This window comes from Micromonospora sp. KC723, assembly GCF_004348595.1.
Taxonomy (GTDB): Bacteria; Actinomycetota; Actinomycetes; order Mycobacteriales; family Micromonosporaceae; genus Micromonospora.
Genome location: NZ_SMKD01000006.1, coordinates 47,734 through 61,208, shown reverse-complemented (window position 1 = coordinate 61,208; position 13,475 = coordinate 47,734). Strand labels below are relative to the sequence as shown.

Here is a 13,475-nt window from a genome sequence, read left to right as displayed (position 1 = left end):
CCGAATGCGGTGCAGATCACGTTCGGATCACGGCTGTTCGGGCGCGGCGGAGAACAGATCGGGCACGGCCGGGGCATCGGTGGCAAATGTACCATTTGGCGGCGTACGGCCCAGGTGTCGCCAGGCCGCCTCGGTGGCCACCCGACCCCGGGGTGTCCTGGCCAGCAGGCCGGCCCGCACCAGGAAGGGCTCACAGACCTCCTCCACGGTGTCGGACTGCTCCCCCACCGCCACCGCCAGCGTGGAGAGCCCCACCGGGCCACCCCGGAACGAGTCGACCAGCGCGGTCAGCACCGCCCGGTCCAGCCGGTCCAGGCCGAGCGCGTCGACGTCGTACACGGTGAGGGCGGCCCGCGCGGTCTCCAGGGTGACCACCCCGTCGGCCCGGACCTCGGCGAAGTCCCGGACCCGGCGCAGCAGCCGGTTGGCGATCCGGGGCGTGCCCCGGGACCGGCCGGCGATCTCGGCGGCGCCGTCGTCGGTGATCGGCACGCCGAGGATCCGCGCCGAGCGGTGCAGCAACGTCTCCAGATCGGCCGGGGAGTAGAAGTCCAGGTGCGCCACGAAGCCGAACCGGTCCCGCATCGGGCCGGTGAGCAGGCCCGACCGGGTGGTGGCGCCGACCAGGGTGAACGGCTCGACGTCCAGCGGGATGGCGGTGGCACCCGGCCCCTTGCCCACCACCACGTCGACCCGGAAGTCCTCCATCGCGCTGTAGAGCAACTCCTCCGCCGGCTTGGCGATCCGGTGGATCTCGTCGATGAAGAGCACGTCACCCTCGGCGAGGCTGGTCAGGATGGCCGCCAGGTCGCCGGAGCGCTCGATCGCCGGGCCGCTGGTCACCCGGATGGCCGAGCCCAGCTCGGCGGCGACGATGTTGGCCAGGCTGGTCTTGCCCAGGCCGGGCGGCCCGGACAGCAGGATGTGGTCCGGCGGCGACCCGCGACGCATCGCACCCTTGAGCAGCAGGTCGAGCTGGTCACGAACCCGGTCCTGGGCGATGAACTCGTCCAGCCGCTTCGGTCGGACGCTGGCCTCCGCGTCCAGCTCGGCGTCGCTGACGTACGCCGAGACCAGGCCGTCGCCCGTCATCGGGTCCGGCCCAGCAGCCGGATGGCCTGCTTGAGCAGGACCGGCACGGGCGGGGTCTGCCCGTCCACGGTCTCGGCCACCGCCGCGACCGCCTGGTCGGCCTGGGCGGCCGTCCAGCCCAACCCGACCAGCGCCTGGCGGACCTGCTCGGGCCAGGCGCCGCCGGTGACCCCGGCCGCGCCGTCGGCGCCGACCGCCACCGGGCCGATCCGGTCCCGCAGCTCCAGCACCAGGCGCTCGGCGCCCTTCTTGCCGATGCCGGGGACCCGGGTCAACGCCGCGGTGTCGGCGTTGGCGATGGCCTTGCGGACCGCGTCCGGGGTGTGCACGGCGAGCACCGCCTGGGCCAGCCGGGGGCCGACCCCACTGGCGGTCTGGAGCAACTCGAAGAGCTGCTTGGCGTCGTCGTCGGCGAAGCCGTAGAGGGTGAGCGAGTCCTCCCGGACGACCAGGCTGGTGGCGAGCCGGGCCGGCTGGCCGACCCGCAGCTCGGCGAGGGTGCCGGGGGCGCACTGCACCGCCAGGCCCACCCCGCCGACCTCCACCACCGCGTGGTCCGGACCGGTCGCGGTCACCGTGCCGCGCACGCTGGCGATCATCGCGCTCCTCCTCGTCGTACCCGGTCGGCGGCCTCGGCCAGCTTCGAGCGGGTGCCGCCGCGCCACACGTGGCAGATGGCCAGCGCCAGGGCGTCGGCCGCGTCGGCGGGTCTCGGCGGCTCGGGCAGCCGCAGCAGCCGGGTCACCATCGCGGTCATCTGCTTCTTGTCGGCCTGACCGGAACCGGTCACCGCCGCCTTGACCTCGCTGGGGGTGTACGTCTGCACCGGCAGGCCGGCGCGCGCGCCGGCGAGCACCGCGACGCCGCTGGCCTGGGCGGTGCCCATCACCGTGCGGACGTTGTGCTGGCTGAAGACCCGCTCGACGGCTACCGCGTCCGGCCGGTGCTCGGCGACCAGGTCGGTCAGCGAGCGGTCCAGGTGCAGCAGGCGCAGCGACAGGTCGTCGTCGGGGTCCGTGTAGATGACGTAGTACGCGACCAGGGCGCAGGGCCGACCCGGCACGCCCTCGACCACGCCGACACCGCACCGGGTCAGCCCCGGGTCGACACCCAGCACGCGCACGCCGCCTCCTCCCCCAGCCCCGGCAGTACGTGTGTTCGACACCCTACTGGTGCCCGCCGACGGCCGCCGGACCGGACACGCCGCCCGGCCGGGAGCCGGGCGGTCAGCGGGGGCGCATCCCCTCCAGTACCCCGTCGACGATCCGCTCGGGCAGGATCCGCTCGTCCAGTTCCGGGTGCCAGCGCAGCATCCGCTGCATCAGCATCGGCCCGGTGAGCAGCGCCATCGCCACCTCGACGTCGAGGTCGGCCCGCAGTTCGCCGGTGCCGATCCCACGGCGCAGCACCTCACGCATCAGCTGCCGCCGCGGCTCGATGATGTTCTGGTAGAGCAGGTAGTGGTCGGGACTGCGGTTCACCTCCGGCACCAGGCAGGGCATGATCCGCGCGGCGCGGGGGTCGATGTGACGCCCGACCGCGCCGACGAGCAGCACCAGGTCATCCCGGACGGAGTAGCCGGCCGGCTGCGGCACGACGCCCTTGAGCCGGCGCAGCGCGTCCAGCAGCAGCGCCTCCTTGCCCGGCCAGCGCCGGTAGATGGTGGCCTTGCCGACCCCGGCACGGGCGGCGATCGCCTCGATGGAGAGCGTCTCGATGGTGCTGCCCTCGGCGAGCAGGTCGAGGGTGGCCTCGATGATGGCCTCGTCCGCGGTGGAAGTCATGTCGGCTATTGTCCCGAACCTAGGCGGTCGCGGCCAGTTCCCGTTCGCCCACCGGCGCGCCGGCCGGCCCGGTCACCCGGCCGGGCATCCAGCGCAGCACGACGAGGATGCCCAGGGCCGCCACCACCGAGGCGAGCCCCGCCACCCAGTGCATGGCCGACACGTACGACGCGTTGGCCGCGGCGATGACCGCCGGCGCGGCCGGCCCGAGCTGGGCCGCCGCCGCGTACGCGCCGGAGACGGACTCGGTGGCGGCGTCGCGGGCCGCCGGCGGCAGCGCGTGGACCGCGCCGGCGATGTCCGCGCGGTAGAGCGCGGAGAGCAGCGAGCCGAGCATGGCCACGCCGAGCGCGCCGGCGACCTGCCGGACGGTGTTGCTGACGGCGGAGCCGACACCGGCCTTCTCCCGGGGCAGCGCCGACATGATGGACTCGGTGGCCGGCGGCATGATGTTGGCCATCCCGGTGCCCTGGAGGAAGAAGAACACCAGCACCACCCAGATCGGCGTGGTCTCTCCGACGAAGGCGAAGCCGCCCAGCGCGACCGCGGTCAACGCCAGGCCCACCACGGCGACCGCCCGACCACCGTAGCGGCGGACCATGGCCGCGCTGCTCGGCGCGAAGACCAGTTGGGCGCCGGCGAAGGGCAGAAGGAGCAGGCCGGTCTCCAGCGGACTGTAGCCACGGACCAGTTGCAGGTAGAACGAGCTGAAGAAGAAGAGGCCCATCGCCGCGAAGAAGACCAGGCCGACGATCACCACCGGGGCGGCGAAGCGCGGCACCCGGAACAGCCGGACGTCCAGTGACGGGTGGTCGCTGCGCCGCTCGTGCGCGATGAACACGGCCAGCACCGCCAGCCCGCCGACGATCGAGAGCCACACCAGCGGGCGACCGAAGCCGTGCTCGCCGCCGTCGATGATGCCGTAGGTCAGGGCGACCAGACCCACCACCGAGAGCAGCACGCCGAGCAGGTCCACCCGGCCGGGCTGCGGGTCGCGCGACTCGGGCACCAGCAGCGCCACCAGGACGACACCGAGCACCACCACCGGCACGTTGATCAGGAAGACCGAGCCCCACCAGTAGCGTTCGAGCAGCGCGCCGCCGAGGATCGGGCCGATCGCCACCGCGAGGCCCACCGCGCCGGCCCAGACGCCGATCGCCCGGCCCCGCTCCCGGGGGTCGAAGACGTTGGAGATGATCGACAGGGTCACCGGCATGATCGCCGCGCCGCCCACGCCCATGAGCGCGCGCGCCGCGATCAGCTGGCCGGGGGTCTGCGCGTACGCCGACAGCAGCGACGCCAGCCCGAAGAGCACCAGCCCGATCATCAGGAAGCGGCGCCGTCCGGCGCGGTCGCCGAGCACCCCGCAGGTGAAGAGCAGACCGGCGAAGACCAGCGTGTACGAGTTGATCGCCCACTCCAGCTCGCCCTGGCTGGCGCCGAGTCCGTGCACCGGGTCGGCCAGGGTGCGCAGCGCGACGTTGAGGATGGTGTTGTCGAGCACGACGACGAGCAGGCTGACCACCAGCACGCCGAGGATCGCCCAGCGCCTGGGATGTCCGGTGTTCTCGTGCGGTTCCATGTGCGGTTCTCCCCCCGGTCACCCGCGATCGCGAAATACGATACGAGCGAGACTCGTAATAGGCCTTCAGCAGCCTAGGGTGCCAACCTTTCGATACGGAACCGTTTCGTATCGTATGTGACAGGTGTCACCACCGGAATCGATCGACCGCCGGCCACCTCATCGTCGACCAATCGGGCACGAGGGGCATCTCCCGGCGTGCGCGACGCGTGTGCGCACCCGGCTGTCCGGTGTGCGCCCGTTGGGTGTCGCGTCCGGTGAGCGCGGGCCGGCGGGCCGGGGAATCCGGCTCGACCCGGGGTTGTTACACCCTCCGTACGACCGCAGCAGCAGCCCGCTACCCCGACGGCGTCGCCACGGGCGGAATGACGACGGGCGGCCGGTCGTTACACCGGGTCCCGGCGCCACGGAGCCGACCGCGCGCCCCCGGCGCGCAGGTGCCTCCTTCGAGCCCGTCGGCTCGTGAAGCCTGCCGGATCCCCCTTGATCTTTCTTGAGCGCCTCTTCGAGGTGCCCGCGACTGGTTCCACCCCCATGGACCGGCCGTGTCGACCCCCGTGAAGGAGCCTTCGTGATGAACACGATCATGCGTAAGACCGTTCTCGGCATCGCCGGTCTGGCGTTCGCCGGCGGCCTGGCCGCCGGCCCGATGAACCACGGCACCACCGTCGAGACCGCCGACAGCAACCCCATCGCCTTCGTGCAGGCCGACAAGCCGGCCGTGGACACCGCCAAGCTGATCCCGCACGGTGCGCAGGGCAAGCAGTCGCGCATCGACCTCTCCGACGAGCAGGTCGCCAACGCCAAGGCGATCATCGCCGCGACCAAGAAGTCCGGCATGGACGAACGCGCCGCCGTGGTCGCGATCGCGACCTCGTTGCAGGAGTCGAAACTGGAGAACCTGGGCCACCTCGGTGACCGCAACGACCACGACTCGCAGGGCCTGTTCCAGCAACGCCCCTCCTCGGGCTGGGGCACCGTGGACCAGATCACCGACCCCGAGTACTCGACCACGGCGTTCCTCAAGGGCCTCAAGCAGGTCGACGGCTGGCAGGACATGCCGCTGACCCGGGCCGCCCAGACCGTCCAGGTCTCGGCCTACCCCGACCACTACGCCCAGTGGGAACAGCAGGCCGCCGACCTCGTCGCGCAGCACTGGAACAGCTGACCCACCGAACAACCGCTGGCCGGCACCCCACCAGGGGCGCCGGCCAGCGCCGTTCTCACCGGATCGGGCACGGCGGCCCCGCCGGTGCCGAACGGGGCCGCGCTCAGCTCGTCAACGCGTCCAGCGCCAGCTCGACGTCCGCCTCGGTGGTGTAGAGGTGGAACGAGGCGCGCACCCGACCGGCGCGCACCGCCGCGCGGACCCCGGCCCGCGCCAGTTTCTCCTGCGCCCCCGGCACCTCCACCGTGACGATGGCGCTGTCCCCGGGCGGCTGGCCCAGCCCGGCGAGGAAGCGGTTGGCCAGCGCCACGTCGTACGCCCGGATCGCCGACGGGCCGATCTCGGCGACCAGTTCCAGGGCGGGCGCGGTGCCGACCCAGCTGAACCAGGCCGGGGAGATGTCGAACCGGCGAGCGTCGTCGGCCAGCCGCAACGGCGGGCCGTAGTAGGAGGTGTGCGGGTCCGCGCCCGCGTACCAGCCGGCGGCGTCCGGGCGCATCCGCTCCCGCAGCGCCGGAGCCAGGTAGGCCAGCGCCGAACCGCGCGGCGCCATCAGCCACTTGTACGCCCCGACCGCGACCGCGTCGACCAGGCTGCCGTCGAAGGGCAGCCAGCCGCAGGCCTGGGTGGCGTCGACCACCACCAGCGCGTCGTGCGCGCGGGCGGCGGCGACGATCTTGTCGTACTCGGCGACCGTGCCGTCGGCGGACTGCACCAGGCTGAACGCGACCAGGTCGGTGCCGGTGTCGATCGCGTCGACCAGCCCGGCCAGCGGCACGGTACGCACCCGCACCCCGCGCGCCTCCTGCACCAGCCACGGGAACAGGTTCGAGGTGAACTCGATTTCCGGGACCACCACGGTCGCCCCGGCCGGCAGGGCCGCGGCGACCGGCGCGAGCAGCTGCGACACGGTGCTGCCGACCGTGACGTCCGCCGCCGGCACACCGACCAGGCCGGCGAAGGCCGCCCGGGACCGTTCGGTCGCCTCCCCCCACACCTCCCAGGAGGTGCGCCCCACCCGCCAGTCGGCGAGGGCGTCCTGCACCGCCGTCCAGACCGGCTCGGGCGGCAGCCCGTAGCTGGCGGTGTTGAGCCAGCCGGGCTCCGGCTGCCAGAGTTTCCGCGTGTCGTCCAGTTCCATGTCAGCGACGCTATCCGGGGCGCGGACCGCCTCGAACGGCCAATCCGGGCCCCGTGGCCCACCGCTCCGCCCGGCGGCCGGGACGGGTCAGCTGACGTTGGCCGGGCCGAGGACGCTCTTGAGGTCACCCATCAGCGCGGTGGTCGGCGCCACCCGGAACGGGCCGAGCCGCAGGGTGGTGGTCTTGCCGCCGTTGAGCAGCTTGACGTGCACCTCGGTGTCGCCCGGGTGCAGCACCAGGGTCTCCTTGAGCTTCTCCACCAGCGGTGGTGTGCAGCGGTGCACCGGGATGGTGAGGGTCACCGGCTTGTTCGCCGGGTTGCTGCTGACGTCCGGCATGGACATGTCCATCGCCATGATCCGTGGGGTGTCGTCGCGGCGGTCCACCCGCCCCTTGACCACCACGATCGCGTCCTCGGCGATGTACTGCCCGATCACCTCGTAGGTGTTGGGGAAGAACAGCGTCTCGACCCCACCGGCCAGATCCTCCAGCGTCGCCGAGGCCCAGGCCCGGCCCTGCTTGGTGACCCGGCGCTGCACCCCGGAGAGGATGCCGGCCAGGGTGACCACCGCCCCGTCCGGGATGGTGCCCTCCTCGGACAGGGCGGCGATGGTGCAGTCCGCCGCCGCGCCGAGCACGTGTTCCAGGCCGAAGAGCGGATGGTCGGAGACGTACAGGCCGAGCATCTCGCGCTCGAAGGCGAGCTTGTCCCGCTTGTCCCACTCGCTCTCGCCGATGGTGGGCATGACGGTGGTGCTGCCCCCGGTGTCGGCGTCGCCGAAGCCGGCGCCGAAGAGGTCGTACTGGCCGACGGCCTCCTTGCGTTTGACGTCGGCGAAGGCGTCGATGGCGTCGGCGTGCACGGCGAGCAGGCCCTTGCGGGTGTGGCCCAGCGAGTCGTAGGCGCCCGCCTTGATCAGGGATTCGATGGTCTTCTTGTTGCAGACCACCGCGTCGACCTTGGACAGGAAGTCGTAGAAGTCGGCGTACTCGCCCTTCTCCTCCCGACACCGCATGATCGCCGCCACCACGTTCGCGCCGACGTTGCGCACCGCCGCCAGACCGAACCGGATGTCCCGCCCGACCGGGGTGAACGGGCCGGCCGAGGTGTTGACGTCCGGCGGCAGGACCTGGATGCGCATCCGGCGGCACTCCGACAGGTAGAGCGCCATCTTGTCCTTGTCGTCACCGACCGAGGTGAGCAGCGCCGCCATGTACTCGGCCGGGTAGTGCGCCTTCAGGTAGGCAGTCCAGTACGACACGAGGCCGTACGCGGCGGAGTGCGCCTTGTTGAAGGCGTACCCGGCGAACGGCACCAGGACGTCCCACACCGCCTGGATCGCCTCGTCGGAGTAGCCACGCTCGCGGCAGCCGTCCCGGAACGGGATGAACTCCTTGTCGAGGATCTCCTTCTTCTTCTTGCCCATCGCCCGGCGCAGCAGGTCGGCCTGACCGAGGGTGTAGCCGGCGAGGATCTGGGCGGCCCGCTGCACCTGCTCCTGGTAGACGATCAGGCCGTGGGTGGGGGCGAGGATCTCCCGCAGCGGCTCCTCCAGCTCGGGGTGGATCGGGGTGATCTCCTGGAGGCCGTTCTTGCGCAGCGCGTAGTTGGTGTGCGAGTCCACGCCCATCGGGCCGGGCCGGTACAACGCCAGGACGGCGGAGATGTCCTCGAAGTTGTCCGGTTTCATCAGCCGCAGCAGCGAGCGCATCGGCCCGCCGTCGAGCTGGAACACGCCGAGGGTGTCGCCCCGGGCGAGCAACTCGTAGGCCGCCTTGTCGTCCAGCGGCAGGCCCAGCAGGTCCAGCTCCTTGCCGTGGTTGAGCCGGATGTTCTTGACCGCGTCGTCGATGATCGTCAGGTTGCGCAGGCCGAGGAAGTCCATCTTCAACAGCCCGAGCGACTCGCACGTCGGGTAGTCGAACTGGGTGATGATGACCCCGTCGGAGTCCCGGCGCATCAGCGGGATGTGCTCGATGATCGGCTCGGCGGACATGATGACGCCGGCGGCGTGCACGCCGGTCTGCCGGATCAGCCCCTCGATGCCCTTCGCGGTGTCGATCACCTTCTTGACGTCCGGGTCGGACTCGTACAGGCCACGGATCTCGCCGGCCTCGGCGTAGCGCGGGTGCTTCGGGTCGAAGATGCCCGACAGCGGGATGTCCTTGCCCATCACCGCCGGCGGCATCGCCTTGGTGATCCGGTCGCCCACCGCGTACGGGAAGCCGAGCACCCGGGCCGAGTCCTTGATGGCGGCCTTCGCCTTGATCGTGCCGAAGGTCGCGATCTGGGCGACCTTGTCCTCACCCCACTTGTCGGTGACGTACTTGATCACCTCACCGCGCCGGCGCTCGTCGAAGTCGATGTCGACATCCGGCATCGATACCCGCTCGGGGTTGAGGAACCGCTCGAAGATCAGCCCGTGCGGGATCGGGTCCAGGTCGGTGATGCCCAGCGCGTACGCGACCAGCGAGCCGGCCGCCGAACCACGCCCCGGCCCCACCGCGATGCCCTGGCTCTTCGCCCACTGGATGAAGTCGGCGACCACGAGGAAGTACGACGGGAAACCCATCTGGACGATGACGCCCAGCTCGTACTCGGCCTGGACGACGTGCCCCTCCGGAATGCCGTTCGGGAAGCGGCGGGCCAGCCCCTTGAAGGTCTCCTTGCGGAACCAGGACTCCTCGGTCTCCCCCTCCGGCACGGGGAACCGGGGCATCAGGTTGTGGAACTCGAACATCCCGGCCGGATCGACCTTCTCGGCCACCAGCAGGGTGTTGCGGCAGCCCCGCTGCCACAGCTCCGAGGAGTCGACCGCGCGCATCTGCTCGGCGCTCTTGACGAAGTAGCCGCCGCCCTCGAAGCGGAACCGGTTCGGGTCGGCGATGTTGCTGCCGGTCTGCACGCAGAGCAGCACGTCGTGCGCCTCGGCCTGCGCCTCGTGGGTGTAGTGCGAGTCGTTGGTGACCACCGGCGGGATGTCGAGCTTGCGGGCGATCTCGGTGAGCCCGTCGCGGACCCGGCGCTCGATCTCCAGGCCGTGGTCCATGATCTCCAGGAAGTAGTTCTCCCTGCCGAAGATGTCCTGGTACGCGGCGGCCACCTTGAGCGCCTCGTCGAACTGGCCCAGCCGCAGCCGGGTCTGCACCGCCCCCGAGGGACAGCCGGTGGTGGCCATGATGCCCTCGGCGTGCTCGGCGATCAGCTCCATGTCCATCCGGGGCCACTTGACGTAGTGGCCCTCCATCGAGGCGCGCGAGTTGAGGGTGAACAGGTTGTGCAGGCCCGTCTTGTTCGCCGCCCACATGGTCATGTGGGTGATCGCGCCGTTGCCGGAGACGTCGTCGCTCTTCTGTTCCGGCCGGCCCCACTTCACCCGCTGCTTGTGGAACCGCGACTCCGGCGCCACGTACGCCTCGACGCCGAGGATGGGTTTGACCCCGGCGGACATCGCCTGGTTGTAGAAGTCGTTCGCGCCGTGCATGTTGCCGTGGTCGGTGATCGCCACCGCCGGCATGCCGAGCCGGTTGGCCTCGGCGAAGAGGTCCTTGAGCCGGGCGGCCCCGTCGAGCATCGAGTACTCCGTGTGCACGTGCAGATGCGCGAACGAATCGCCCATGCGGAAGCGCCCCCCGGGGATCGGATCGTGGGTGGTCGAGGTCGGTCGGCCTACCCTATCCCCGGCCCGACGGGCGTCTCCAGCAGCCGCGCGGGGCGAGCCGCGGCCGGTGGTGCGGATCTCTCACGGTCGGTGTGGATCTTCCTGGTCGGCGGCCCGGCCGGCCGCCGCGAGTCGGCTGCCGGACTCGGATCCGCCCACCGTGGCGGTGTCGTCGTAGCCTGGACACCACCGCGGCATCGGCGAACACGGGACGGCGCAATGGCCCTGGGGTACGGCATCGACGACCTGGCCGGGGCGGCGGCGCGCGGCGAGCCGGGGGCGCTGGACGCGCTGCTGGTCGCAGTACGCCCGGAGGTGCTGCGGCTGTGCGGCCGGCTGCTGCCCAACCGGGAGGACGCCGAGGAGGCCTGCCAGGACGCGCTCCTCGCGCTGGCCCGGGGCATCACCCGGTTCGAGGGCCGGTCGTCGTTCCACACCTGGCTGTACCGGTTGACGGCCAACCGGGCCCGGTCGACGTACCGGGTGCTGCGCCGGCGGTGGCAGGTGGAGGCCGGCGGAGTGCCGCTGCCGGAACCGGCCGACCCCCGGCGGACCAGTGTGGTCGCCGGCACCCGGTTGGACCTGCTCGACGCGCTCGACGGCGTCCGTCCCGAGCTGGCCGAGGTGGTGGTCCTGCGCGACGTGCTCGGGCTGAGCTACCGGGAGATCGCCGACCTGCTCGACCTGCCCGAGGGCACCGTGAAGTCACGCATCCACGAGGCCCGCCGGCAGGTCCGGCACCGGTTGGCCGGCGACTGATCCGGCGTCCGGTTCGTCGGGCCGGCGGCCGACGGCCGACGCAGTGGGTGCGACCCCGCGACGGGCCGGGCCCACGCGAGAACGGTCGGCAACCCGACGAACCGCCACGGCCGACGCGGGGACCAACAGGGCAAGGGACACCCCACCGTCGAAGAGGAGACTCCCGTGCACCGTCTGCCGTACGTCATCGTCGCGGCCGTGCTGGCCCTCGCCGGGCCCGCTCCGGCCGCCGCCCGGATGGCATCGCCCGGCCATCCCCTGCCCGACCGCCCGGTCACGGCCACCGCCGCGCAGCCCGGCGGCGCCGACCCGACCGGCGGGGCCCGCCCCGACACCACCCGGGCCGTGGGTCACCCGGGGCCGGCCGCCGGCCGGGGGGCCGACGAGGTCGACCTGATGAGCGTCTGGGGCGCCGGCCCGTTCCGGATGGGCGCGCGCCTGGACCGCCTGTCGGCCGCCGGCCTGATCGACTGGACGGCGTCCGACTGCGCCGGCGTGGTCCGGGCCGGGGTCACCGGCGCCTGGGCGGGGGTCGTCCTGCTGGCCTTCCGGAACGGACGGCTGGTGGAGATCGGCACGGCCACCGCCCCGCCCCGCTCGCCCGCTGGCGCCGCCGTCGGGATGAGCTTCACGCGCCTGGAGGAGATCTACGGCCCCCGGGGTGCGCTCATCCACAACGACGCCGGGACCGCCAGCGCCTACCTGGTACGGGTGGGTTCCCGGGTGGAGCTGTTCACCGGCCACCCGATCCGTCCCGGAGTCGGCTACTTCCAGGTGGGGCCGGCGTCCTTCGTCGAGCGTGGCTTCCGGCGGGGTGACGCCTGCTGAGGAGGCGGTACGGGCGTCCGGAGCGATCCGGACGCCCGGCCCGTCACACTCGTCCCGATGCGCGGATAGCGCCACACAATGATGTCCCGCACTCCATTACTGTGTGCCGCACAGTATGGTGTGACACATGGTGAGTGACGACCTGCTCCGGACACACCTCCAGGAGCTACGACGGGGCACGGTGGTGGTGGCGAGCCTGATCGCCCTGCGCCGCCCCGACTACGGCTACGCGCTACTGCAACGTCTGACGGCGCACGGCTTCCCGGTCGACGCCAACACGCTCTACCCGCTGCTGCGCCGCCTGGAGGAGCAGGGGTTGCTGGCCAGCGCGTGGAACACCGAGGAGAGCCGGCCCCGCAAGTTCTACCGCACCAGCGACGACGGGGAGACGGTGCTGGGCCGCCTCCTCGACGACCTCGCCGCCGTGCAGACCTCCGTCACCGGGCTGATCGAAGGAGTGGAGCGATGACCTCCCTGACCGACCGTTACCTCGCCGCGACCCTGCGGACCGTGCCCGCGCCGCGCCGCGCCGAGATCGCCGACGAACTGCGCGCCTCGATCGCGGACATGATCGAGGGCCGGACCGCCGCCGGGCAGGACACCGCCGCCGCCGAGCGGGAGGTGCTCACCGAACTGGGCCACCCGGACCGGCTCGCCGCCGGGTACGCCGACCGCCCGCTCCAGCTCATCGGCCCGACGTACTACCTGGTCTGGGCGAGCCTGCTGCGGCGGCTGCTCACCGTCATCCCGGCCCTCGTGGCAGTGGCGGTCGGCGTGCTCAAGGCCACCCTGGAGGAGCAGCCGGACGAGGCGATCGGCGCGGGAATCGGCGCGGGAGTCCAGGCCGCCGTACAGATCACCTTCTGGGTGACGGTCGCCTTCGCGGTGCTGGAACGCACCCGTACGCCGCTGGACCTGCCGGCGTGGAGCGTCGACCAACTCCCGGAGGCGCCGGCCGAACGGGACGTGACGCTGAGCGACACCTGCGCCTCGATCGCCTTCCTGCTGATCATCCTCGCCTACCTGCCCTGGCAGCACTACCGGTCCTGGGTCACCGACGCCGACGGGGCCAACCTGCCGATCCTCGACCCCGCGCTCTGGACGTCCTGGCTGCCGGCGCTCGCCGCCGTGCTGGTCGCCAGCATCGTCGTCGAGATCGTGAAGTACCGCACCGGCCGGTGGACGTGGCCGCTGGTGGGCGTCAACGCCGTGCTCGACCTGGCCTTCGCGCTCCCGCTCGGTTACCTGCTGCTCACCGACCGGCTGCTCAACCCGGCCCTGGTGGACCGGTTCGAGTGGCTGCGCGAGGACGGGAACACGGAGATGCTGACCAACGTCTCGGTCGTGGTCGTCGCCGCCGTCACCATCTGGAGCATCGCCGAGAGCCTGGTCAAGGCCCGACGGCACCGCCGGTGACCGACGTCCGCCCCGGCCGGTCCCCGCGCCCGTCCGCCGACC

Annotated in this window: 12 protein-coding genes; 5 read left to right on the top strand and 7 right to left on the bottom strand. The window is 72.0% G+C overall.

What is annotated here, in order from left to right:
* Positions 1-27: 27 nt before the first annotated feature.
* The 5 genes from ruvB to E1165_RS03115 all read right to left on the bottom strand — a co-directional run bounded on the left by ruvB (position 28) and on the right by E1165_RS03115 (position 4,458).
* Positions 28-1,092 (bottom strand): Holliday junction branch migration DNA helicase RuvB, encoded by a 1,065-nt coding sequence (gene ruvB / locus E1165_RS03135; RefSeq protein ID WP_132387490.1) that lies wholly within the window; start codon positions 1,090-1,092, stop codon positions 28-30.
* The gene (gene ruvA, locus E1165_RS03130; RefSeq protein ID WP_132387488.1) at positions 1,089-1,691 is read right to left on the bottom strand and encodes a Holliday junction branch migration protein RuvA; all 603 of its coding nucleotides are present in this window, start codon (positions 1,689-1,691) and stop codon (positions 1,089-1,091) included. The genes ruvB and ruvA overlap by 4 nt, the downstream gene beginning before the upstream one ends.
* Positions 1,688-2,215, bottom strand: a complete 528-nt coding sequence (ruvC, locus tag E1165_RS03125; RefSeq protein ID WP_132387486.1) for a crossover junction endodeoxyribonuclease RuvC — start codon at positions 2,213-2,215, stop codon at positions 1,688-1,690. The genes ruvA and ruvC overlap by 4 nt, the downstream gene beginning before the upstream one ends.
* Positions 2,216-2,318: 103 nt before the next feature.
* The gene (locus E1165_RS03120) at positions 2,319-2,876 is read right to left on the bottom strand and encodes a TetR/AcrR family transcriptional regulator (protein WP_132387484.1); all 558 of its coding nucleotides are present in this window, start codon (positions 2,874-2,876) and stop codon (positions 2,319-2,321) included.
* Positions 2,877-2,895: 19 nt separating this feature from the next.
* Positions 2,896-4,458: an MFS transporter gene (locus E1165_RS03115; protein ID WP_132387482.1), complete on the bottom strand. Its 1,563-nt coding sequence runs from the start codon at positions 4,456-4,458 to the stop codon at positions 2,896-2,898.
* A 574-nt stretch (positions 4,459-5,032) separates the two neighbouring features.
* Between E1165_RS03115 and E1165_RS03110 the strand changes: the two genes are divergently transcribed.
* Positions 5,033-5,626 carry a hypothetical protein gene (locus E1165_RS03110; protein WP_132387528.1) on the top strand — a complete coding sequence of 198 codons (594 nt, stop codon included), beginning with the start codon at positions 5,033-5,035 and terminating at the stop codon, positions 5,624-5,626.
* 103 nt (positions 5,627-5,729) lie between these two features.
* On the opposite strand, the gene E1165_RS03105 is transcribed toward E1165_RS03110, so the two are convergent.
* Positions 5,730-6,767: an aminotransferase class V-fold PLP-dependent enzyme gene (locus E1165_RS03105; RefSeq protein ID WP_132387480.1), complete on the bottom strand. Its 1,038-nt coding sequence runs from the start codon at positions 6,765-6,767 to the stop codon at positions 5,730-5,732.
* Between the two features lie 87 nt (positions 6,768-6,854).
* A complete protein-coding gene (dnaE, locus tag E1165_RS03100) occupies positions 6,855-10,388 on the bottom strand; it encodes a DNA polymerase III subunit alpha (protein WP_132387478.1) in 3,534 nt (1,177 codons plus the stop codon).
* Positions 10,389-10,649: 261 nt separating this feature from the next.
* On the opposite strand from dnaE, the gene E1165_RS03095 reads away from it, so the two are divergent.
* The 4 genes from E1165_RS03095 to E1165_RS03080 all read left to right on the top strand — a co-directional run bounded on the left by E1165_RS03095 (position 10,650) and on the right by E1165_RS03080 (position 13,433).
* A complete protein-coding gene (locus E1165_RS03095) occupies positions 10,650-11,189 on the top strand; it encodes an RNA polymerase sigma factor (RefSeq protein WP_132387476.1) in 540 nt (179 codons plus the stop codon).
* 165 nt (positions 11,190-11,354) lie between these two features.
* Positions 11,355-12,017 (top strand): hypothetical protein, encoded by a 663-nt coding sequence (locus E1165_RS03090; RefSeq protein ID WP_132387474.1) that lies wholly within the window; start codon positions 11,355-11,357, stop codon positions 12,015-12,017.
* 127 nt (positions 12,018-12,144) lie between these two features.
* The gene (locus tag E1165_RS03085) at positions 12,145-12,486 is read left to right on the top strand and encodes a PadR family transcriptional regulator (RefSeq protein WP_132387472.1); all 342 of its coding nucleotides are present in this window, start codon (positions 12,145-12,147) and stop codon (positions 12,484-12,486) included.
* Positions 12,483-13,433, top strand: a complete 951-nt coding sequence (locus tag E1165_RS03080) for a permease prefix domain 1-containing protein (RefSeq protein WP_132387470.1) — start codon at positions 12,483-12,485, stop codon at positions 13,431-13,433. Before E1165_RS03085 ends, E1165_RS03080 begins: the two co-directional genes overlap by 4 nt.
* Positions 13,434-13,475 lie beyond the last annotated feature (42 nt).

Bases quoted from the DNA above. Each gene is read 5' to 3' on its own strand.
- E1165_RS03095 (WP_132387476.1), top strand. From the start codon at position 10,650: ATGGCCCTGGGGTACGGCATCGACGACCTGGCCGGGGCGGCGGCGCGC.
- dnaE (WP_132387478.1), bottom strand. From the start codon at position 10,388: ATGGGCGATTCGTTCGCGCATCTGCACGTGCACACGGAGTACTCGATG.
- ruvA (WP_132387488.1), bottom strand. From the start codon at position 1,691: ATGATCGCCAGCGTGCGCGGCACGGTGACCGCGACCGGTCCGGACCAC.
- E1165_RS03080 (WP_132387470.1), top strand. From the start codon at position 12,483: ATGACCTCCCTGACCGACCGTTACCTCGCCGCGACCCTGCGGACCGTG.
- E1165_RS03105 (WP_132387480.1), bottom strand. From the start codon at position 6,767: ATGGAACTGGACGACACGCGGAAACTCTGGCAGCCGGAGCCCGGCTGG.
- E1165_RS03120 (WP_132387484.1), bottom strand. From the start codon at position 2,876: ATGACTTCCACCGCGGACGAGGCCATCATCGAGGCCACCCTCGACCTG.
- E1165_RS03115 (WP_132387482.1), bottom strand. From the start codon at position 4,458: ATGGAACCGCACGAGAACACCGGACATCCCAGGCGCTGGGCGATCCTC.
- E1165_RS03085 (WP_132387472.1), top strand. From the start codon at position 12,145: ATGGTGAGTGACGACCTGCTCCGGACACACCTCCAGGAGCTACGACGG.
- E1165_RS03110 (WP_132387528.1), top strand. From the start codon at position 5,033: ATGAACACGATCATGCGTAAGACCGTTCTCGGCATCGCCGGTCTGGCG.
- ruvB (WP_132387490.1), bottom strand. From the start codon at position 1,092: ATGACGGGCGACGGCCTGGTCTCGGCGTACGTCAGCGACGCCGAGCTG.